The sequence below is a fragment of the Halorubrum ejinorense genome, from assembly GCF_039522565.1.
In the GTDB taxonomy this organism is placed as follows: Archaea; Halobacteriota; Halobacteria; order Halobacteriales; family Haloferacaceae; genus Halorubrum; species Halorubrum ejinorense.
The window spans coordinates 195,602-215,993 of sequence record NZ_BAAADQ010000016.1; the positions used below are offsets into that span (position 1 = coordinate 195,602).

Sequence of the window (20,392 nt, forward strand, 5' to 3'; positions counted from 1 at the left end):
GTCACCCGGTTTCGACCGCCCGAGCGGACTCCGCGCACCACGCGTTGCCTCGGCGGCCCGCACGCCGCAGGTCGAGCTCGACGACGGAGCCGACCTCCAGTTCCGACAGCGCCGACTCCACGTCGGGATCGTCGTACTCGACGACGTACAGCGTCCCGTTGCGGGGATATTCACGGAGCGTGATCGCCCCGTGGTCGTTACACGCGTCGACGACGGTGTATTTGCCGGTACGGTCCATCACACGCGGTTGTTACTGATCTCAAACCCTTAGTTATGCCATTCCTACTGGCGTGAACGGCCGGATCGTCCACCCGAAGACCGCGGTCCGGAGCCGCGAGCGAACGGTCCACTTTAATCGGCGCGCCGCCTCGCTCGGGTATGACGGAGACGGAGATCCCCGAGGACCACCCGCGCTACGCGTCGCTCGTGACGCGCCACCGGATCGAGGCGGGCGTCGAGCAGGGGATCACCTCGAAACAGGGGCTGATCGCGCAGGGGCGCGGCGAGGCGTTCGATTACCTCCTCGGCGAGCGAACGATCCCGAGCGCCGACGACGCGGCGCGCGCGGCGGCCGCGACGCTCCTCCTCGCCGACCGGCCGGTCATCTCGGTGAACGGGAACGTCGCGGCGCTCGCGCCGAGCGAGACGGTCGATCTCGCGGGGGCGGTCGACGCCGACCTCGAGGTGAACCTCTTCAATCACACCGACGAGCGCGCCCGTCGGATCGCGGACCACCTCCGCGACCACGGCGCGAGCGAGGTGAAGGGGCTCGCCGGCGACGGCGAGATCCCCGGTCTCGACCACGCTCGCGGCGTCGTCGACGCGGACGGGATCGAGGCGGCCGACGTGGTCGTGGTCCCCTTAGAGGACGGCGACCGCGCCGCCGCCCTCGACGCGATGGGGAAAACGGAGATCGTCGTCGATCTCAACCCCGGGAGCCGGTCCCCCCGGACCGCCGACGTGCCGATCATCGACAACCTGCTCCGGGCGGTGCCGAACGTGACGGCTCACGCGCGAGACCTCGCCGACGCGACGCCCGCGGAGTTAGCGGGGATCGCCTCGTCGTTCGACTCCGAGAACGCGCTCGACGCGGCCGAGGAGACGATCCGCGGCGGGTCCTTCGAGAGCCGGGACGACGCCGAGTAGGGGCGAGAGCGCGGCGAAACGAGGCGCGCGGCGCTCGCGGACGCCTCCGTGCGGCCGGAAGTGAAAAGACTGCTCCGACCGTACCGGCCGGTATGGAACTCGACGAGACGGACCGGGCGATCCTGCGAATCCTCCAGGAGGACGCACGGACCCCGTTCTCGGAGGTCGCACGCCGGATCGACATGTCCAGCGCGACCGTCCACGACCGGGTCAGTCGCCTCGAAGACGCCGGCGTCATCAGGGGATACCACGCCGACATCGACCCGAAAGCGGTCGGGTACGGCGTCGGTGCCCTCGTCGGTCTGCGCGTCGAGCAGGGCCGCGAGGAGGACGCGCTCGACCGGCTCCGCGGGATCGACGGGGTCCGCGAGATCCACCTGACCACCGGCGAGTGGGACGTCATGCTTCGGGTCGTCGCGGCCGACACCGACCGGCTCCGAGAGCTGATGTTCGACCAGATCGCGGATATCGAGGGGTTCTCGCGGTCGCAGACGATGGTGATCCTCGACACCGACTACGAGCAGCCCGGGCCGCCGCTGTAAGTCGCCGCGACACCGCTCGACGGCGGCGCTCCGCGCTCGCTCGGGACCGGAACGCTCAACTCGCGACCTCCCCGATCGGTGATCATGAGTACAGCGGTCGCGGATCGGTTCGACCTCTCGCCGGAGCGGGCCTGGGCCGCCGTCGTCGGCGGAGCGACGGCGCTGTTGGCGCTCGGCTCCGTCGTCTTCCCGCGCCTCGTCTACGACCGGTTCCTCTGGCGGTACTTCTGGGGGCCGGTCGTCGCCGACGGCGAGGGCGCGCAGTGCGCGGTCCGCGACGGCGGGGTCACGGAACTGCTCGGCTCCAGCGGGGCGTGTCAGTCCGCGGTCGCCGCCGGCGAGGTCGTCGCGTTCCCGGGGTACACCACCGTCTCGACGCTGAGCTACGTGGTCATCCTCCTCGGCATGCTGATCGGCGTCGTCTTCCTCCTCCGCCGGCTCGACATCGGGACCGAACTCCGCTTCTTTTTCGCCCTGTTCCCGTTCATGCTGCTTGGCGGCGCGATGCGGACGGTGGAGGACGCGGGCGTCGCCGCGACCGCCGCCGGCGTCGAGCCGCTGATCCCCTTCCCGGCGAGCGCGGTCCTGATCAGCCCGTTCATCTACTTCACGGTGTTCGCGTTCACGCTCGCCTGCGTGATGGCCGCGTACGGACTCGACCGGCGCGGGATCGTCGACGACTACGCGCGCCCGCTGTTCGCGTCGGGCGCGGTCGGACTCGCGGCCGCGGTCGGCTACCTCTCGTACCTCGCCGCGACGACCGACTACGTCGAGTTCTACCCGCAGGTGCTCGTGCCGACGCTCGTCATCGCGACCGTCGCGACCGCGGTCACGTGGGCGATAGCGACGCGGGAGATACCGACGATCCGACAGGGGACCGGCGCCGCGGGGATCGTCATCATCTGGGGGCACGCGATCGACGGCGTCGCCAACGTGATCGGCCTCAACTGGATGCCGGCGCTGACCGGGACCGCGAACCTCGTCCCGAAACACGTCGTCAACAGGCTGATCGTCGACTGGACCGCCCGGCTCCTGCCCGACTCCGTCCTCGCCGTCACCGGCGACGCGTGGCCCTTCCTCCTCGTGAAACTCGCGGCCGCCACGTTCGTCGTCTGGGTGTTCAACGGCGAGATGAAAGACGAGTCGCCCCGGTACACGATCCTCCTCCTCATCACCGTCCTCGCGGTCGGCCTCGGTCCCGGCACCCGCGACATGCTACGCGCGACGTTCGGCGTCTGAGCCGCCTCCCAGAGGCTCGCCTCGTCATCCCCCCTGGCGACCGTGGGAACCCTCCCCGAGGCGTAACGCGATGTTATAAATCGCCCCGGACCGAGCGTTTCGGTAATGCTGGATGGGGTCAACGTCGCGCTCGGCGTCTCCGGGAGCATCGCGGCGGTGAAGGTCGTCGAACTCGCCCACGAACTCCGCCGACACGGCGCGAGCGTCCGCGCCGTCATGTCCCCGGCGGCGACGAACATCGTCCATCCGTGGGCCGTCGACTTCGCCACCGACGAGCCCGTCGTCACCGAGATCACCGGCAGCGTGGAACACGTGGAACTCTGCGGCCGAGAGGGGTGGGCCGACGTGCTCCTGTTGGCGCCCGCGACCGCGAACACCGCGGGGAAGGTGGCGGCCGCGGTCGACGACACCCCCGTTACCACCTGCGCGACGACCGCCCTCGGCGCCGACGTGCCGGTCGTGATGGCGCCCGCGATGCACGAGCCGATGTACGACCACCCGGGCGTCCTCGACGCGCTCGACCGCCTGGAGTCGTGGGGCGTCCGCTTCGCCGACCCGCGGATCGAGGAGGGGAAAGCGAAGATCGCCGCCGAGGAGGACGTCGTGACGGAGGTCGCGCGGGCGACGACGCCGCAGACGCTCTCCGGGACGCACGTCGTCGTCACCGCCGGCGCGACGAAAGAGCGGATCGACCCGATCCGGATCTTAACGAACCGCGCCTCGGGGAAGACCGGGCGCGCGGTCGCCCGAGCGCTCTACGTCCGCGGCGCCAAGGTGACGCTCGTCCACGACGGTCCCGACGTGCCGTACGCCGACGTCGCGGCGGTCGAGACGGCCGACGAGATGATCGAGGCGTGTCGGCGGACCGCCGCGACCGCCGACGCGCTGATCTCCGCGGCCGCTATCTCCGATTTCACCGCCGACGCCGTCGACCAGAAGATCCGGTCGGGGTCGCCGCTGTCGGTCGACCTGCGGCCGACGCCGAAGCTCATCGACTCGGTGCGCGAGGCGTACCCGGATCTCCCCATCGTCGGATTCAAGGCCGAGACCTCCGGCGACGACGAGGCGATGGTGGCCGAGGCCGAGCGGATCCGCGACCGGGTGGGCCTCTCTTTCGTCGTCGCCAACGACGCGAGCGTGATGGGCCGCGAGGAGACGCGAGCGCTGCTCGTCGGTCGGGACGACCCCGACGAGTTCGTCGGCGACAAGGACGGCCTCGGCGGGCGCGTCGCCGACGAACTCGCCGACGTACTCGGGGAATCCGGGGCCTCGACCGAGGTATAGCGAAATAGTTTTGGGCGTCCCATCGCTTGAACTCGGTGGATAGTCTCGCCGTTTTCACGCGAAGACGCGAGAGATAGTTTACACATGTCAGACACAGACGCCCACCGCATACTCGTCCCCGTCGGCGACTCGGACACGCTCCGAGACACGGTCTCGTACGCCGTCGAGCAGGCGAGTGCGGCGGCACCGAACCGACCGGTCGAGCTCCACTTCGTCGTGGCGGCGCAGACGCAGTCGGTCAACCCGGATGCGCCCGAGGAACTCGGCTCAGCGCGCGAACAGTTAGAGCGCGTCCCGCTCTGGATCGAAGAGGACACGGGCACCGAGAGCGACGGGAGCGACGCGGCCGACGGCCTGTCGGACCGGGTGACCGTCGTCACCGAAATCGTCGGCACCGACCGGTACCTGTTCAGTCCGGGCGACTTCGCCGACGCGCTCCTCGAGTACGCGGCTGAGGCGGGGATCGACCAGATCGTCGTCGATCCGGGGTACAACCCCGCCGGCACCGCGTCGATGCTGCGGCCGATGTCGGTGGAGCTGGGCCGCGGCGACGTGCCGGTCGAGACGGCTCCGGACGACCGGCCGACTCAGAGCGCGGCGCTCGCCCGCGCGGCGTCGCTGTCGAAGTACCTCTCCGTGTTCGTCGTCTCGTACCTGTTTTACATGTCGCTGAGCGCGTGGAAGCCGCTCGATTTCCTGACCGGCTTCGTGACGGCGTCTATCGTGTCCGCCGTCCTCGCGCCGGTCGTCGCGAACCGGTCGGCGCCGCTCGGACTGACGCTCCGGCGGCTCGCCCGCCTGGTGGTGTACGCGCCGTACCTCGTCAAGGAGATCGCGGTCGCGAACCTCCAGGTCGCGTACGTCGTGCTCCATCCCGACATGCCGATCGACCCGGAGGTCGTTCAGCTCCGGGCCGCGGTGTGGGGCGACGGCGCGGTGACGACGCTCGCGAACAGCATCACGCTCACGCCGGGCACCCTGACCGTCAACGTCTCCGAGCGCTCGTTCGACATTCACTCGCTGACCGCCGACTCCCGCGAGGACCTCTTCGACGGCGGGTTAGAGCGTGCGGTCCGGTTCGTCTTCTACGGTCGCGCTGCGGCGCGGATACCGACGCCGCGCGAGCGCGGTGACGACGGGGAGGGCCGGGATGGTTGAGTTCGAAGCGGCGCTTTTGGCCATCGCTGCGGCCTTCGTCCTGTTCGCCGTGGTCGCGCTGTACCGGGTGTACGCCGGACCGACGACGCATGACCGCGTCATCGCGGTGAACGTCGCCGGGACGAACACCGTCATCGCCATCACGCTCGTCGCGGCGGCGTACCAGGAGTCGACGTTCCTCGACGTGGCGCTCGTGTACGCACTGTTGAACTTCCTGCTGTCGATAGCGTTCTCCAAATTCAACGTCGAGCGCGGGGGTGTGCTGTGACGCCGGCCGAGTGGGGCATCGTCGCCCTCGCGCTCGCCGGCGCCTTCTTCGGCGGCGTCGCGGCGGTCGGTCTCGTCCGACTCCCGGACGTCTACACCCGGTCGCACGCGGCCTCGAAGAGCGACACGCTGGGTGCCATTCTCGCGGTCGCCGCCGCCGCGCTCGCGCTCCAATCGGGGCTCTCGACGGCGAAGTCGGTGTTCCTCCTGTTGTTCATGTTCATCACGAATCCGACGGCCGCACACGCCGTCGCCCGCGCCGCACAGGACCAGGGAATCGAACCGTGGACCGCCGACGAGGGGGACGACTGATGTCGTTCACACTCATCGAGGCGGCGCTGTTGGCGTTCGCTCTCGGCTGCGCCCTCGGCTCGGCCCTGCTGGAGGACACGCTGGCGGCCGTGATGGCGTTCGCGGCGTACAGCCTGGGCGTCTCGGTGCTCTGGCTCGTGCTTCAGGCGCCGGACGTCGGCCTCACCGAGGCGGCGGTCGGCGCCGGCATCATGACGATACTGTTCCTGTTGGCGCTGTCGAACACCGCCTCGCCCGACGCGGACCGGCTGTTCGAGCCGATCCGGTGGCGGACGGTGGCGCTGGTCGGCGGGTTCGTCCTGCTGATCGGCGCCACGGTCCCCGCGCTGCCGGCCATCGGCGACCCCGACTCGGCGGTCGTCGGCGGCGAGGTGACCCAGTACTACCTCGAGAACGCGTACGCCCAGACGGAGGTCAAAAACGCCGTGACAGCGGTGCTGGCGGCCTACCGCGGCTTCGACACGCTCGGCGAGGGCGTGGTCGTCTTCTCCGCGGTGGTCGTCACGCTGTCCGTCCTCCGCCGCGAGGTGGTGGCATGAGCGCCGCGGACGCGGACTCGAACGCCGGCGACGCGGACGACGCGGAGGCCGGCGCAGCGTCCGGCACGACCGACGAGGCGCCCGGACTGTACGTCGAGTCGACGATCATCATGACGACGGTCCGGGTCGTCGCCCCGTTCATCCTCACGTTCGCGCTGTTCATCATGTTCCACGGCGCGGACACCCCGGGCGGCGGGTTTCAGGGCGGCGTCATCGCCGGGTCGGTCGTGATGATGCTCGCGTTCGCCTACGGTATCGATTCGACCCGACAGTGGCTCGACGTCCGCGTCGTCGCGGCGCTCGCCTCCGGCGGCGTGTTCGTGTTCGCCGGGATCGGCCTCGGCACGATGGCGCTCGGTGGCCAGTTCCTCGAGTACGCGGAGTACGATGCGCTGTTCGGTCACGCGATCAAGTACGCGATCGAACTCGTCGAACTCGGCATCGGCGCCATCGTCGCGGCCGTCGCGATCGGGCTCTTCTTCCTGCTCGCGAGCGGCTTCGACCAGACCGCCGAGGAGGACCCGTCATGACGCTGGACCTGCTCACGACCCACTACAACTACTACGCGGTCGCCCTGCTGCTCGGTATCGGCCTGTACACCGTCATCGAGTCGCCGAACCTCGTGAAGAAGGTCATCGGGATGAACGTGTTCCAGACCGGGATATTCCTGTTTTTCATCACGCTCGCGTTCCGCAACGGCGGGAATCCCCCGGTCATCTCCGAGGGCGCTGGCCCGTACGTCAGCCCGCTCCCGCACGTGCTCATCCTGACCGCCATCGTCGTCGGGGTGAGCCTGACGGCGGTGGCGCTCGCGCTGGTCGTGCGCGTCTACTCCGAGTACGGCACGCTCGACGAAGAAACCTTAGAGCAACTCTACCATGATTGATCACCTCATCGTCCTGTTGGTCGTCCTGCCGATCGTCGGCGCCGCGGTCCCGCCGCTGGCCAGCCTGCGCTACGACCGCGTCGGCTGGGCGGTCGCGACCGCGACGACGCTCGGCCACGCCGCGCTCGCCGCCGCGCTCGCGTGGACCGTCTGGACCGACGGCATCGTGCGGTACGCGGTCGGCGGCTTCGTCGCCCCGTACGGGATCGAACTCGTCGCCGACGGGCTGACGATCCTGCTCGTCGTCCTCATCAGCGCCGTCTCGCTCGGGGTGCTCGCGTACGCCCGTCACGCCGGCCCGCACGCGAACACCTTCTACTCGCAGTTCCTCCTGCTCGTCGCCGGCCTGTCCGGGATGACGGTGACCGGAGACGTGTTCAACCTGTACGTCTTCCTCGAAATCACGGGACTGGCGGCGTACGGGCTCGTCGCGAGCGGCCCGGGTGCGCGCTCGGCCGTCGCGGCCCTGAAGTACCTCGTCATCGGGACCATCGGCGCGTCGCTGTACCTGCTCGGCGTCGGCTACGCCCTCGCGGCCACGGGCACGCTGAACATGGCCGACCTCAGCGGCAAACTCGCAGAGGTCGGCTACGACTCGACGCTCGTCTTGACCGCGTTCGGACTGATAGTCGCCGGCCTGACGGTGAAGGTCGCGCTGTTCCCGCTTCACACCTGGCAGCCCGACGCGTACGCGGACTCGCCCGACAGCGTGAGCGCGTTCATCTCGGCGCTCGTCTCGACGGTGTCGGCGTACGCACTCGCACACGTGCTGTTCTCGGTGTTCACGGTCGACTTCCTCGAGGCCGTCCCCCTCGCGCGCTGGGCGCTGGTGGGCGTCGCTTGCGTCAGTATCGTCGCCGGAAGCGCGCTCGCGGTCGCGCAGTCGGACGTCCGGCGGATGTTGGCGTACTCGTCGGTGTCGCAGTTCGGCCTCGTGATCGCCGGGTTCGCGATCGCGACGCCGCTGGCCGTCGTCGGTGCGACCGTCCACCTCGTCGGCCACGCGGTCATGAAGGGCGGGCTCTTCGCCGTCACCGGGATCATCGAGCGGAAGACGGGCGCGACGACGGTCGGCGGCTACGCCGGGATGGGCGGCCGCGTGCCGGTCGCAGCCGGCGTCTTCACCCTCTTGGCGCTCGGAATGGTCGGCGTCCCGCCGGCCATCGGGTTCGTCGGGAAGTGGTACATCGTCCTCGGCGCCGTCGAGGCCGGTATCTGGCCAGTGGTCGTCGTCCTGCTGGCGAGTACGCTGCTGACGCTGGCGTACTTTGCGCGGTTGGGCGAACGGCTCTTCTTCGCCGAACCGACGATCACGTCGGAGTCGACCGCCGCCACTGACGGCGGCGAGAGCGTCTCGACGGGCATGATCGTCACCGTCGTCGTCGCCGCGCTCCTCGCCGTCGGACTCACGGCCGCCGTGCCCGTGATCGACCAGCTGATCGACCAGACCGTCTTCGAGCTGATACGCCAATGACTGACGTCGCCTCCCTTCGACCGTTGTTCGCCGTGCTCGTGTCGGCCGTAGCCATCCCGATCATCCTCTCGCTTCGGTCGCGGCCGAACGTCCGCGAGGGGGTCACCCTCGCCGTCGCCGCGACGAAGTTCGGCCTCGTGGCGAGTATGGTGCCGGGCGTGCTCGCGGGCACCACTTACGTCACCCGGCTCGGCGATTTCGGCAACGGGATCTCGCTCGCGCTCCGCGCTGACCCCCTCGGAATCCTCTTCGCGCTGCTCGCGAGCCTCCTGTGGATCGTCACGAGCTTCTACTCCATCGGGTACATGCGGGGTCTGAGCGAACACGCGCAGACCCGGTACTTCGCCTCCTTCGCCGCCAGCCTCGCGTGCGCCGTCGGCGTCGCGTTCGGGGCGAACCTCGTCACCCTGTTCGTCTTCTACGAGCTGCTGACGGTGTCGACGTACCCGCTGGTGACGCACGACGAGACGGACGAGGCCCGCGCGGCCGGCCGGAAGTACCTCACGTACACCTTCGGCGGCGGCGTCGCCGTCCTCGGCGGGACGGCGCTCGTCTACGTGCTGACGGGCACCACGGCGTTCACGCCGGGCGGCATCGAGGCGCTCGCGACCGCGGACCCGACGCTGGCCCGGGCGGCGTTCGCCCTCCTCGCCGGCGGGTTCGGCGTCAAGGCGGCCCTGATGCCCGTCCACTCGTGGCTCCCCGACGCGATGGTCGCGCCGACCCCCGTCTCGGGGCTGCTCCACGCGGTCGCGGTCGTCAAGAGCGGGATATTCGGCATCGCCCGCGTCGCCCTCGACGTGTTCGGGACGGAGACGATGGCTGAGCTGGGCGTGGCGTTACCGCTCGCGGCGGTCGCGGCGATCACGCTTCTGACCGCGAGCGTCATCGCGCTCAGACAGGACAACCTCAAGCGCCGGCTGGCGTACTCGACGATCAGCCAGCTCTCGTACATCGTTCTCGGGCTCGCGCTGTTGGAGGGCGACGCGCTGATCGGCGGGCTGCTCCACATCCCGGCGCACGCGTTCATGAAGCTCACCCTGTTCTTCTGTGCGGGGGCCATCCACGTCGAGACCCACACGGACGACATCAGCGACATGGCCGGCATCGGCGACCGGATGCCCCTCACGATGGCCGCGTTCGCCGTCGCCGCCGCGGGGATGGCCGGAATTCCGCTGATAGCCGGATTCGTCAGCAAGTGGTACATCGTCATCGGTGCGTTAGAGGGCGGCGGCCTCGTCTTCGCCGCCGCGCTGCTGGTCTCCGGCGTCCTCAACATCGCGTACTTCTGGCCCATCGTCTACCAGGCGTACTTCGAGTCGCCCGAGGAACACGACGAGAAGCCGCTCCTGTCCGCTCCGCTCGGCGGCCGCGGCGGCCCCCGAGCCGATGGGGGTCACGAGACCGAAACGGCGGGTCACAACGGCGCTCACGAAACGGACGGCCACGCCGACGCTCACGACGCCGAAAGCCACGACGACGCTCACGATGCCTCTCATGACGGACACCACGGCGGCCCGCCGGCGGGCGGCTGGGACGTCCGCGGCTGGCGGGGCGCGGAGAGCACGTGGTTCATGCTCGGCCCGATCCTGACGGCCGCGAGCCTGTCGGTCCTCCTCGGGGTCGTCCCGCGGACCGCCGTCTTCCTCAGGATCGTCGAGACGGTCGTCGGCTCGCTCCCGGGGGTGGTGGTCTGATGACGAGCGCGCTCACCGCGCTGCCGCCCGGACCGGTCCTGCTCGGCGTCGCCGTACTGATCGGCTTAACGTCCCGTCGGGTCGGCCACGCGCTGGGGGTCGCCGCCTCGGGCGTGGCGGTCGCCTGGGCGTGGACCGTCCCGGCCGGCCCGCACCTCCAGGCCACGTTCCTCGGCTTCGACGCCGTGCTGCTCAACGTCGACGAGTTCTCGCGGCTGATGGGACTGATATTCGGGATCATCGGCGTCGTCGCCGTCCTGTATTCGTACGCGAGCGAGGCCGAGAGCGTCCAGACAGCCTTCGCGTTCTCGTACGTCGCGACCAGCTTCGGCGCGGTGTTCGCCGGCGACTGGCTCACGCTGCTGTTCTTCTGGGAGCTGATGGCCGTCACCAGCACGCTGCTCGTCTGGCACTACCGGGGCGAGGCGGTCCGGGCCGGCTTCCGATACGCCCTGCTCCACGGGCTCGGCGGCACGCTGCTGATGGCCGCCGTCCTCGGCAACTACGTCGCGAAGGGGACCTTCCTGTTCGCGACCGTTCCGGGCGGTCCCGAGACCGCGGGGATCGTGGCCGGGCTGCCGGCCGCGCTCGCGGCGATCGGGATCGGCGTCAACGTCGGGTTCATCGGTCTCCACGCGTGGCTCCCCGACACCTACCCGCGCCCCCATATCGCGGCCAGCGTCTTCCTCTGCGTGTTCACCACGAAGACCGGCGTTTACGGGATGTACCGGGCGTTCCCCGACGGCCACGTCGCCATCGCGTACATGGGCGGCGGGATGGCCGTCTTCGGGGCGACGTTCGCGCTGTTCCAGAACGACATGCGGCGGCTGCTCTCGTACCACATCCAGTCGCAGGTCGGCTACATGATCGCCGGCGTCGGCATCGGGTCGGCGCTGTCGCAGGCCGGCGCGTTCGCCCACGTGTTCAACCACATCCTCTACAAGGGGCTCCTCTTCATGACCGCCGGCGTCGTCGTCTACCGGACCGGCGAGGAGAGTCTGAAGAAGCTGGGCGGGCTCGCCCGCGACATGCCGGTCACGGCCGGCGCGTTCACGATCGCCGCGCTGTCTATCGCCGGGTTCCCCGGGTTCAACGGCTTCGTCAGCAAGGGGATCATCATCTCCGGGAGCCACTACACCTTCCCGAAGGGGCCGCTCCCGATCGGCGACTTCCACACGCTCGAATGGCTGCTCCTGCTCGGCGGAATCGGGACGTTCATGTCGTTCATCAAGTTCGGCTACTACGCCTTCTTCCACGGGAGCTACGACGGCGACGTGCGCGACGCGAACCGCGGACAGACCGTCGCGATGGGTGCGGTCGCGGTGCTTTGCGTCGCATACGGCGTCCTCGTTCCCACCTCACCGCTCGCGGCCGTCGTCCCCGCCGACGTCGGACTGTTCGGGATACTCCCGTTCGACGTGACGAGCGAGGCCGTCGTCGAGAAGGTGTACGAGACGTACACCGTCGACCACCTCGTCGAGGGGGTGGCACTCGCCGTCCTCGGACTGATCGGCTTCGCGCTCACGAAGAAACCGCTCTCGAAGCTCGGCCGCGTCCCGGACGTCGACTCGCTGTACAACCCCGCGTTCTTCTACGGGACTCGCGGGCTCGTCGTCGGCGTCACGGAGCTTTACGCCGCCGTCGACCGGGCCGCGGTCGGGCTCACCCGACTGACGATCCGGACGGTCACCGACCCGCAGGCGGCGGTCCAGCGAGCCGGGGCGGATGTCGACATCAAGTCCGGAATCGGTCGCAGCGTACTGGTCTTGACGCTCACGGTCGGCGTCGCGCTCCTCGCGATCCTGCTGTTCTGAGCGGGCGCCGAGACTCCTGCGTCGTGCGGCCTGTCGGACCCGGTCGCTCCGGCGTCGGGCCGTTCACTCGACTCGGTCGTTCCGGCGCCGTGCCTGTTCGCTGAGCGAGAGGAATCCGACCGCGCCGAAGAACGCGACCGCGAACCCGACCGTCGCGGCGTCGTTTCCCGCGGTGTGGGCGAAAAACAGCGGCGTCACGCTGACTCCGAAGAGCCCGACGCCGTAGCCGAGTCCGTCGATGCGGTCGTCGAACCGCCGAGAGTGCGCGAGCAGCGAGACGTCGAACGCGAACCAGACGTACGCCGCTCCGACGTAGATAGCGGCCGTTCCGGCCGACAGCGGGACGGACGGAACGAGTCGGTGAACGCCGAGACCGATCAGGAGGCCGACGCCGACCGCGAGCGGGAGGGCACGTTTCACGGACGGCTCGTTCGTCGTTCGGTGAGAAAAAGCCGCCGGCGGAACGGAACGAGAAGGAAACGGACGCGACCGGTCGAACGCGGGTCCAGTGGCCTCAGTAGTCCTCGTACGCGAGATTCATCATCCACTGCGAGAAGGCGTCCGCCTGCGCGTCGACCTCCTCCTCGCCGATGAACGGCGAGAGCATGTCGTCGGCCATCAACAGCGAGAAGTCCAGATCGCGCGGCGCGGGCTCCAGATAGTAGGTGTTGTGGCCGTCGTAGACGGTGTCCTCTCGCTGGATGAGTCCCGACTCCTCCAGCGCCTCGGCGATGCGGCTTCCCTTCCGCGAGGAGACGTCGAGGTTCTTCCAGAAGTCGCTCTGGTGGATCCCGCCGGTCTCGCGGATGAGTTCGAGGCCGGCGCGCTCGTCCGCCGACAGATCGGACTCGATTTCGGACGCGCTCATAGTCTCACACGCCTCCCGAATCGCTTAAAACTGGCTTTCCGGTCGGACGAACCGCGAGCACCGCGCCGTCTCACTCGTCGGAGAGCGTGAACTCCGTCGGCAGCGACACCGTCTCCGCGGGCGTCTCGCAGGGCGGCCCGTCGGCGTACGCGACCTCGGGGTCACGGCCGGTTCGAATCCGAGTGAACGACCGGGTCCCGAACCCGTCTCCGTGGAGACAGGCGCCGTACTCGTGGTCGGCGAGAACGCCGCTCGCGCGGTCGAGCCACGTTGCCCCCGACTCGCCCGGCTGAGGAAGGAGCGCGCTCGCAATCCGCCTGGCGCTGTCGGCTCGCTCCCCGCCGAACTCGCGGCGTCGCTCCGGGATCGCGAACCGTTCCGCGCCGTTGACCACGCCCCCCACGTTCCCCACGACGTGGACGCCCGGATCGAGTCGCGTCACCGTGAGGCCGCCGTCGTACGCCAGTAGGAACGCCGCCCGGTCGTCGGCGAGGACGAGATTGAACCCGTCGTACTCGCGCGCGTCGAGTTCGCCCTCGACCGCTCGCACCGCGTCCTCCGCGGAGGCGGCCGTCAGGCAGTCGCGGACGAGCAGTCCCCGAGAGCGCTCGCCCTCACGGTCGGCGTCGAGCCACCGGTTCGTGACGGCCACGACGAGCCCGCTCTCCGAGGCGCCGATCCACGTGCCGCCGGCCTCGGCGTCGCGCGGGGCGACGTAGCGGACCCCGGCGTCTCCGGTGTCGTCGTCTCTCCCGTCCACGTCGTCTCCGCCGCCGAAGCGCACCGCCGGCGGTTCGCTCGGGCGGTCGAGCGCCTCGTCGCGGGTGGCCGCGAGCGCGACCGGGACGTCACCGAACGTTCGCCACGCGAGAGTCAGGGTACACACGGGCACGGATACGCTCGAGCGACTGAAAACTCCACGGTCGATACGGGATCGGTGTTTACTCATAATAAAAGAAATCTTTTGGTGACTGGCCGCGTGAGTGGAGACATGAACGCGATCGCCGTCTACGAAGGGGCCGACAAACCGGTCGTGACAGAGAAGCCGCGACCGGAACCGTCGGCCGGCGAGGCGCTGGTCCGGACGCTCCGGGTCGGCGTCGACGGGACGGACCACGAGGTCATCGCCGGCGGCCACGGCGCCACGCCGGCCGGCGACGACCACCTCGTGTTAGGCCACGAGGCGGTCGGCGTGGTCGAGGACCCGAACGACACGCCGTTCGAGGTCGGAGACGTCGTCGTTCCGACGGTGCGGCGCCCGCCGAACGGCGCGAACGAGTACTTCGCGCGCGGCGAGCCCGACATGGCGCCGGACGGCCAGTACCACGAGCGAGGCATCGTCGGGGCCCACGGCTTCATGGCGGAGTATTTCACCAGCCCGGCGGAGTTCCTCGTCGAGATCCCCCCGGCGCTCGCCGAGTGGGGGTTCCTCGTCGAGCCGATCTCGATCGCCGAGAAGGCCATCGAACACGCCTACGCCAGCCGGTCGGCGTTCAACTGGGACCCCGAGTCGGCGCTCGTGTTGGGTAACGGCTCGCTCGGCCTGTTGACGGTCGCGACCCTCGACGAGGACTTCGAACGCATCTACTGTCTCGGCCGGCGCGAGCGGCCAGACCCGACGATCGACATCATCGAGTCGCTGGGGGCGACGTACGTGAACTCCAACGACACCGCCATCCCCGACGTCCCCGAGGCGTACGAGCCGGCGGACTTCGTCTTCGAGGCGACCGGATACGCGCCCCACGCCTTCGAGACGATCGAGGCGCTCGCGCCCAACGGGGTCGGCGCGCTCCTCGGCGTCCCGGGCGACTGGGAGTTCGAGATCGACGGCGGGCGACTCCACCGGGAACTGGTCCTCCACAACAAGGCGCTCGTCGGCAGCGTCAACTCCGGGTACAGCCACTTCGAGGCGGCCGTCGAATCGCTCGCGGCCCTCTCGGAGGCGTTCCTCGGCGATCTCGTGACCGGCGTCTACGGGCTCGACGACTTCGAGGCCGCGTTCGCGGATGACGACACGACTATTAAAACGGCGGTCGAATTTGCCGCGTATGAAGAACGTTGACGACCTGATAGAAAGCGCTGCCGAGCTAGCGGAACGCGGGCTCTCGAAGGGTGAGATCGCGGACGAACTGAACGTCTCCCGGGAGACGGCGAGCTGGCTGGTCGAGCGCGGCGGCGGCTCGGACGAGAGCGAGGCGTCCGCGGGGACGACCGCGTCCGCCGACATCCACGTCGACTGGTCGGCGCTCGGTCGGGACTCGACTCGGCTCGGCTACGCGGCGAGCGCGATGGCCGACCTGCTCGCCAAACAGGGCGAAGAAGTCGACCTCACCGTCGGCATCGAGAAGGCCGGTGCGCCGCTCGCGACGGCGGTCGCGGACCGTCTCGACACCGACCTCGGCACGTACGCGCCCGCGAAACACCAGTGGGACGAGGGGGACATCGACGAACACGGCGGCGGCTTCTCGCGGAACTTCGCGGCGATCCGCAACCGCGACTGCTACGTCGTCGACGACATCATCACCTCCGGCACCACGATGCGCGAGTCGATCGACGCGATCCGAGAACAGGGCGGCGAGCCGGCCGCGTGCGTCGTGTTGGTCGACAAGATGGGCTACGACGCCATCGACGGGGTCCCGGTGTACTCGCTCGTCGACGTCGTCCGCGTCGACCGCGACGAGTAAGCGAGCGGCCGCTCCGGAACCCGTCGCGCGCGCCATCCCGTGCGGAACCCATTTGCCTCGCCGGCGCGTACCGGACGCCATGACGTTCAGCCCCGAAACCGACGCCGAACCGGACGAGATCAACCAGCGCGTCGAGTCGGTCATCGCCGAAAACGACGTAGTGCTGTTCATGAAGGGGAACCGTCTGATGCCGCAGTGCGGCTACTCGAAACGGGCCGTCGAACTGATCTCCGGCCACGTCGAGGAGTTCGAGACGGTCGACGTGCTGCCCGCGCTCCCCCAGTACCGCGAGGCGCTGGAGTCGGAGAGCGGCTGGGAGACGATCCCGCAGACGTTCGTCGACGGGGAGTTCGTCGGCGGCAGCGACGTGCTCGCCGAACTGGAGGAACGCGGCGAGCTCGCGGCCGAACTCGGCGCCGAGTGAGGGCCCCTGCCGAGGGAAGAGCGCGCTCGACCGGACGACTGCGGACCGAGCGTCTCGACAGTCGCTCCGATCCGAACACGTCGAAGGGCAGTCCATATAAACCTACGGTGCCTACGTGGGGTAGGTGCAGCCACCGGCGCTGCCGCAGTGACCACCGGTTCGACCCCACCGCATTCCACAAACAATGACAGGCCGCGTGTTCCGACTTCATTCGACGCTCGAACTGCCACTCGAAGACGTAGAGACGTACTTCGACGAAGATCCCGACCTCCCGCCGGAGATCGACGACATCGACATCACGCGTCGAAACAACACACTCATCATCAAGGCCCTGTCCGACGACGAGAGCATCAGCAAATACACGCCCACCGCCCAGCTGAAGGCGTCGGTCACGGAGACCCGCGTCTGGGAGGAGGAGCCGCCCCGCGCCGGCGGCCCCCAGTGGATGGACGACGAGGAAGAGGAGATCCCGTCGGAGCTCGTCGAGTTCGCCTGCTTCAAGGGCGACCGCGAGACCGTCCTCCAGAACTCCGCGCTCCAGTATCCCATGTTCCTGGTGCTGCGTGAGATCGCGACCCTCTCCGAGAAGGGGACGCTGACGGCGATCACCGAGGAGGACGAGGAGCTCGAAGCGACCCGGATCGTCGAGGGCGAGCGACGCCCCGCCAGCATCGAGGTCGTCGAGAGCCCCCAGGGCGCCGGCGACGGCGACGGCGGCGTCAACTGGCGCGACAACGAGTTCATCTCGGACTGAGTTCGGCCTCCGCGCGGTCTCCTCCGTTCGACCGTCGGTCCGCACTACTTCGAACGCTCTCCTCGACGGTGACCCGCCGGGACCGGCGAGCCTCGGCCGACCGCCGACCCTTTATCGACTCGACTCCCTCTGTCGCGTATGAACGACTGGGTGAGCCTCTTTTCCGGCGGAAAAGACTCCTCATGGGCGTTATACCGCGCCTTAGAGGAGGGAATCGACGTCTCCCGACTCCTGACCGTCCATCCCGCCGGCGACTCGTACATGTACCACACGCCGGCGACGGAACTCGCCGCGCTCGCCGCCGAGAGCGTCGGGATCGACCTCGTCGAGGTGTCGCCGGACGACTTCGGAGCCGACGACGTCGACGACGCGGGCGCGCAGGGCGACGCAGAGCTGGAGCCGATGGAAGCTGCGCTCCGAGAGATCGCCGCCGAAGACGACGTCGACCTCGCGGGCGTCACGGCTGGCGCGGTCGAAAGCGAGTTCCAGACGAACAGGATTCAGGCCATGTGCGACCGCCTCGGAATCGACCTGTTTGCTCCACTGTGGCAGCGCGATCCCGTCGAGCTCGCAGGGGAGATGTTCGACGCCGGCTTCGAGATCCGAATCGTTCAGGTGGCGGCCTACGGGCTCGACGAGTCGTGGCTCGGGCGCACCTTCGACGCGGCCGCCCTCGACGATCTGCTCGCGCTCCGCGAGGAGTACGGCGTCCACCCGCTCGGCGAGGGCGGAGAGTTCGAGACGTACGTCGTCGACGGCCCCCACATGGACCGCCGTATCGACCTCACGTACGACACCGTCTGGGAGGGCGACCGAGGCCACATCGAAGTCCGGGACGCGGCGCTGGAGTAGGTCGGACTCGTCTCACCAACCGCGATCGCCGCACCAACCGCAAAACCGACCGCGGTCGCGCGATCCTAACCGCCCGACCGATCCTGACCGATCGGTCTACGGCCAGTTGCCGGCCTGATCGTAGGCGTCCACGATACGACCGATCCCGACGACGTACGCCGCGGTCCGCATGTCGTCCACTTCGTTCGACTCGTAGGTGTCGACCAGCGTGTCGAACGCTCCGGTGATCACGCGCTCGAGTTCCTCGTTGACGCGCTCCTCGGTCCAACTGAACCGCTGTCGGTTCTGGACCCACTCGAAGTACGAGACGGTGACGCCGCCCGCGTTCGCGAGGATGTCGGGGATGACGTGGATGTCACGTCCGGCGAGCACGTCGTCCGCGTCGGGGGTAAGTGGTCCGTTCGCGGCCTCGACGATGAGGTCGGCGGCGACGTCCGGCGCGAGGTCGCCGTCGACCGCGTTCTCCAGTGCGGCCGGGACGAGGCAGTCGACGTCGAGCGTGAGCAGCTCGTCGTTCGTGATCGATTCGGCGCCGGGATAGCCGGTCACCGAACCGGTCTCGGACTTGTGAGCCTTCACGTCGCGGGCGTCGAGTCCGTCGCGGTCGAGGATACCGCCCGAGGAGTCGGAGACCGCGACGACGTCCGCGCCGAGATCGCCGAGCAGCTTCGCGGCGACCGAGCCGGCGTTGCCGTATCCCTGGACCGCGACCGACGCGCCCGAGAGGTCGCGGCCGAGCCAGTCGAACGCCTCGCGGGTCGAGAGCGCCACCGACCGGCCGGTCGCCTCGACGCGCCCCTCGCTGCCGCCCGAGTCGATCGCCTTCCCCGTGATAACGCCCGGAGCGGTGGTGTTCTCGAGGGTCTCGTAGGTGTCTTTGATCCAGTTCATCTCCTGTTGACCCGTGTTGACGTCCGGCGCCGGGATGTCGCGATCCTCGCCGATCATCGGGCGCAGTTCGGTCGCGAACGCGCGGGTGATCCGCTCTAGCTCGCTCTCGGAGTAGTCGGCGGGATCGATCGCGATCCCCCCCTTTCCGCCGCCGTACGGCACGTCGACGACGGCGCACTTGTAGGCCATCCAGCCGGACAGCGCCTTCACCTCGTCGCGGGTGACGCCCGGGTGATACCGAATCCCGCCCTTGTAGGGCCCTCGGTCGCCGTTGAACTGCGAGCGGTACGCGCGCACGGTCTCCAACGACCCGTCGTCGCGCTCGAACGTCAGGTTCGTCTCTAACACCCGCTCGGGGTTCTTCAGGCGCTCGATGACGCCCGGGTCCGCGTCGACGACCGCCGCGGCCTCGTCCACCTGTTCTCGCAGGCTCTCGAACGGGTTTGCCTCAGAAGACATACGATCACGTGCTGTTGGCCGGAGGTTAACTGTGGCGACCGGAACGGGTATTGTTCGTGCCGACACCGCCCGCGGCCGCCGGCGGCGGAACCGCCCGTCCACGCGGACTCAGCGGTCGGCGTCCGCTGCGCGGTCGAGGAGCCGCTCCGCCTGCGCGATCAGCGGCGCGTCGATCATCTCGCCGTCGACCTGGAAGACGGCTCGCCCCTCGCGTTCCGCTTCGTCGCGGGCGTCCACGACCCTCCGGGCCCACTCGACCTCCTCCGAGTCCGGCGTGAACGCCTCCGTGATCGGCGCGACCTGTGCCGGGTGGATCGCGAGCTTGCCGTCGTAGCCGAGTCGCCGCGCGAACGCCGCGTCCTCGCGCAGCCCCGCGTCGTCTGAGAAGTCCGTGTACACCGTGTCGATCGCGTCGATATCGGCCGCGCTCGCCGCGAGGACGACGTGTTCGCGGGCGTACAGGACCTCCGTCCCCTCGTCGGTCCGCGTCGCGCCCACGTCGGCCGCGAGGTCCTCCGCGCCGAACACGAGCGCGTCGGTCGGGCCAGCGGCCGCGATCGACTGCGCCGACAACACGCCCGCCGCGGTCTCGACGAGGGCGAACACGGCCGGGTCGCGGCCGCGCTCGGCACACAGCGACGCGACGGACTCGACTCGCTCGGGGCCCGTCACCTTCGGGAGCATCACGGCGTCGAGGCGGACGCCGCCGGCCTCTCCCCCGCCGTTCGTTCCCAACACGCCGTCGAGGTCGGCCGCCGGTGACTCGGCGCTCAGTCGCACGCACACCTCCGCGTCCGGGTCGAACGCGGGATCTTCGAGCACCTCGCGGACGGCGCGTCTCGCCTCCGCCTTCCGGTCCGGGGCGACGGCGTCCTCGAGGTCGAAACAGATCACGTCGGCGCCGGACGCGGGGGCCTTCCGCATGAGTTCGGGGCTGTCGCCGGGCGAGAACAGCAGGCTTCGGCGTGGCATGTGCCGAGGTCCGCGGGCGGGCGAGTAAAAACCGCCGGAGCGGGGCGTGCGTCGTCCCGCGCACGGGAGGCGGCGTGGTCTCCCCCGCCCGAGAGCGGTACCGATTTCACGCGGCCGGCCGACCGCGAGT

General features: G+C 69.3%; 24 protein-coding genes. 18 read left to right on the forward strand and 6 right to left on the reverse strand.

Annotated elements, in window-relative coordinates:
• Position 1: 1 nt before the first annotated feature.
• Complete coding sequence (locus ABDZ89_RS16385) at positions 2 to 238, reverse strand: DUF7999 family protein (protein WP_343780997.1); 237 nt, start codon at positions 236 to 238, stop codon at positions 2 to 4.
• 140 nt (positions 239 to 378) lie between these two features.
• Between ABDZ89_RS16385 and ABDZ89_RS16390 the strand changes: the two genes are divergently transcribed.
• From ABDZ89_RS16390 to ABDZ89_RS16450, 13 genes are all read left to right on the forward strand, one after another.
• Positions 379 to 1,146, forward strand: a complete 768-nt coding sequence (locus tag ABDZ89_RS16390) for a phosphopantothenate/pantothenate synthetase (RefSeq protein ID WP_343780759.1) — start codon at positions 379 to 381, stop codon at positions 1,144 to 1,146.
• A gap of 92 nt (positions 1,147 to 1,238) precedes the next feature.
• A complete protein-coding gene (locus tag ABDZ89_RS16395; RefSeq protein ID WP_343780760.1) occupies positions 1,239 to 1,688 on the forward strand; it encodes an Lrp/AsnC family transcriptional regulator in 450 nt (149 codons plus the stop codon).
• A gap of 84 nt (positions 1,689 to 1,772) precedes the next feature.
• Positions 1,773 to 2,927 carry a DUF63 family protein gene (locus tag ABDZ89_RS16400; protein WP_343780761.1) on the forward strand — a complete coding sequence of 385 codons (1,155 nt, stop codon included), beginning with the start codon at positions 1,773 to 1,775 and terminating at the stop codon, positions 2,925 to 2,927.
• Between the two features lie 105 nt (positions 2,928 to 3,032).
• A complete protein-coding gene (coaBC, locus tag ABDZ89_RS16405; protein WP_343780762.1) occupies positions 3,033 to 4,211 on the forward strand; it encodes a bifunctional phosphopantothenoylcysteine decarboxylase/phosphopantothenate--cysteine ligase CoaBC in 1,179 nt (392 codons plus the stop codon).
• Positions 4,212 to 4,295: 84 nt separating this feature from the next.
• Positions 4,296 to 5,369 carry a monovalent cation/H+ antiporter subunit E gene (locus tag ABDZ89_RS16410; protein WP_343780763.1) on the forward strand — a complete coding sequence of 358 codons (1,074 nt, stop codon included), beginning with the start codon at positions 4,296 to 4,298 and terminating at the stop codon, positions 5,367 to 5,369.
• On the forward strand, positions 5,362 to 5,637 hold the full coding sequence (locus tag ABDZ89_RS16415) for a cation:proton antiporter (RefSeq protein ID WP_343780764.1): 276 nt from the start codon (positions 5,362 to 5,364) through the stop codon (positions 5,635 to 5,637). The genes ABDZ89_RS16410 and ABDZ89_RS16415 overlap by 8 nt, the downstream gene beginning before the upstream one ends.
• A complete protein-coding gene (mnhG, locus tag ABDZ89_RS16420) occupies positions 5,634 to 5,948 on the forward strand; it encodes a monovalent cation/H(+) antiporter subunit G (protein WP_343780765.1) in 315 nt (104 codons plus the stop codon). The genes ABDZ89_RS16415 and mnhG overlap by 4 nt, the downstream gene beginning before the upstream one ends.
• Positions 5,948 to 6,487 (forward strand): DUF4040 domain-containing protein, encoded by a 540-nt coding sequence (locus tag ABDZ89_RS16425; protein ID WP_343780766.1) that lies wholly within the window; start codon positions 5,948 to 5,950, stop codon positions 6,485 to 6,487. Before mnhG ends, ABDZ89_RS16425 begins: the two co-directional genes overlap by 1 nt.
• The gene (locus ABDZ89_RS16430; RefSeq protein ID WP_343780767.1) at positions 6,484 to 7,017 is read left to right on the forward strand and encodes a Na(+)/H(+) antiporter subunit B; all 534 of its coding nucleotides are present in this window, start codon (positions 6,484 to 6,486) and stop codon (positions 7,015 to 7,017) included. The genes ABDZ89_RS16425 and ABDZ89_RS16430 overlap by 4 nt, the downstream gene beginning before the upstream one ends.
• Complete coding sequence (locus ABDZ89_RS16435) at positions 7,014 to 7,373, forward strand: cation:proton antiporter subunit C (RefSeq protein WP_343780768.1); 360 nt, start codon at positions 7,014 to 7,016, stop codon at positions 7,371 to 7,373. Before ABDZ89_RS16430 ends, ABDZ89_RS16435 begins: the two co-directional genes overlap by 4 nt.
• Positions 7,366 to 8,847: a monovalent cation/H+ antiporter subunit D family protein gene (locus tag ABDZ89_RS16440; protein ID WP_343780769.1), complete on the forward strand. Its 1,482-nt coding sequence runs from the start codon at positions 7,366 to 7,368 to the stop codon at positions 8,845 to 8,847. Before ABDZ89_RS16435 ends, ABDZ89_RS16440 begins: the two co-directional genes overlap by 8 nt.
• Positions 8,844 to 10,544, forward strand: coding sequence for a cation:proton antiporter (locus ABDZ89_RS16445; RefSeq protein WP_343780770.1), 1,701 nt, complete (start codon positions 8,844 to 8,846; stop codon positions 10,542 to 10,544). Before ABDZ89_RS16440 ends, ABDZ89_RS16445 begins: the two co-directional genes overlap by 4 nt.
• The gene (locus ABDZ89_RS16450; protein WP_343780771.1) at positions 10,544 to 12,358 is read left to right on the forward strand and encodes a Na(+)/H(+) antiporter subunit D; all 1,815 of its coding nucleotides are present in this window, start codon (positions 10,544 to 10,546) and stop codon (positions 12,356 to 12,358) included. Before ABDZ89_RS16445 ends, ABDZ89_RS16450 begins: the two co-directional genes overlap by 1 nt.
• A 63-nt stretch (positions 12,359 to 12,421) precedes the next feature.
• Here ABDZ89_RS16450 and ABDZ89_RS16455 read toward each other — a convergent pair whose 3' ends face one another.
• The 3 genes from ABDZ89_RS16455 to ABDZ89_RS16465 form a co-directional block, all read right to left on the reverse strand.
• Entirely contained in the window at positions 12,422 to 12,778 is a 357-nt protein-coding gene (locus tag ABDZ89_RS16455; protein ID WP_343780773.1) for a hypothetical protein, read from the reverse strand.
• Positions 12,779 to 12,872: 94 nt separating this feature from the next.
• Positions 12,873 to 13,226, reverse strand: coding sequence for a helix-turn-helix transcriptional regulator (locus ABDZ89_RS16460; RefSeq protein WP_343780775.1), 354 nt, complete (start codon positions 13,224 to 13,226; stop codon positions 12,873 to 12,875).
• A 70-nt stretch (positions 13,227 to 13,296) separates the two neighbouring features.
• Entirely contained in the window at positions 13,297 to 14,112 is an 816-nt protein-coding gene (locus ABDZ89_RS16465) for an NRDE family protein (RefSeq protein ID WP_343780777.1), read from the reverse strand.
• A gap of 105 nt (positions 14,113 to 14,217) precedes the next feature.
• Here ABDZ89_RS16465 and ABDZ89_RS16470 point away from each other — a divergent pair, with 105 nt between their 5' ends.
• The 5 genes from ABDZ89_RS16470 (at position 14,218) to ABDZ89_RS16490 (ending at position 17,940) form a co-directional block, all read left to right on the forward strand.
• The gene (locus tag ABDZ89_RS16470) at positions 14,218 to 15,288 is read left to right on the forward strand and encodes a glucose 1-dehydrogenase (protein WP_343780779.1); all 1,071 of its coding nucleotides are present in this window, start codon (positions 14,218 to 14,220) and stop codon (positions 15,286 to 15,288) included.
• The gene (gene gfcR, locus ABDZ89_RS16475; RefSeq protein ID WP_343780782.1) at positions 15,275 to 15,910 is read left to right on the forward strand and encodes a transcriptional regulator GfcR; all 636 of its coding nucleotides are present in this window, start codon (positions 15,275 to 15,277) and stop codon (positions 15,908 to 15,910) included. Before ABDZ89_RS16470 ends, gfcR begins: the two co-directional genes overlap by 14 nt.
• Positions 15,911 to 15,989: 79 nt before the next feature.
• Positions 15,990 to 16,334, forward strand: a complete 345-nt coding sequence (locus ABDZ89_RS16480) for a glutaredoxin family protein (RefSeq protein WP_343780784.1) — start codon at positions 15,990 to 15,992, stop codon at positions 16,332 to 16,334.
• Positions 16,335 to 16,518: 184 nt separating this feature from the next.
• Positions 16,519 to 17,088: a DUF7110 family protein gene (locus ABDZ89_RS16485; protein WP_343780786.1), complete on the forward strand. Its 570-nt coding sequence runs from the start codon at positions 16,519 to 16,521 to the stop codon at positions 17,086 to 17,088.
• A gap of 138 nt (positions 17,089 to 17,226) precedes the next feature.
• Positions 17,227 to 17,940: a diphthine--ammonia ligase gene (locus ABDZ89_RS16490; protein ID WP_343780789.1), complete on the forward strand. Its 714-nt coding sequence runs from the start codon at positions 17,227 to 17,229 to the stop codon at positions 17,938 to 17,940.
• A 96-nt stretch (positions 17,941 to 18,036) separates the two neighbouring features.
• Here the strand turns inward: ABDZ89_RS16490 and ABDZ89_RS16495 are convergent, their stop codons facing one another.
• Together ABDZ89_RS16495 and ABDZ89_RS16500 are read right to left on the reverse strand one after the other, a co-directional pair.
• Complete coding sequence (locus ABDZ89_RS16495; protein ID WP_343780792.1) at positions 18,037 to 19,290, reverse strand: Glu/Leu/Phe/Val family dehydrogenase; 1,254 nt, start codon at positions 19,288 to 19,290, stop codon at positions 18,037 to 18,039.
• A 108-nt stretch (positions 19,291 to 19,398) separates the two neighbouring features.
• On the reverse strand, positions 19,399 to 20,262 hold the full coding sequence (locus tag ABDZ89_RS16500; RefSeq protein ID WP_343780794.1) for an HpcH/HpaI aldolase/citrate lyase family protein: 864 nt from the start codon (positions 20,260 to 20,262) through the stop codon (positions 19,399 to 19,401).
• Positions 20,263 to 20,392: the final 130 nt, after the last annotated feature.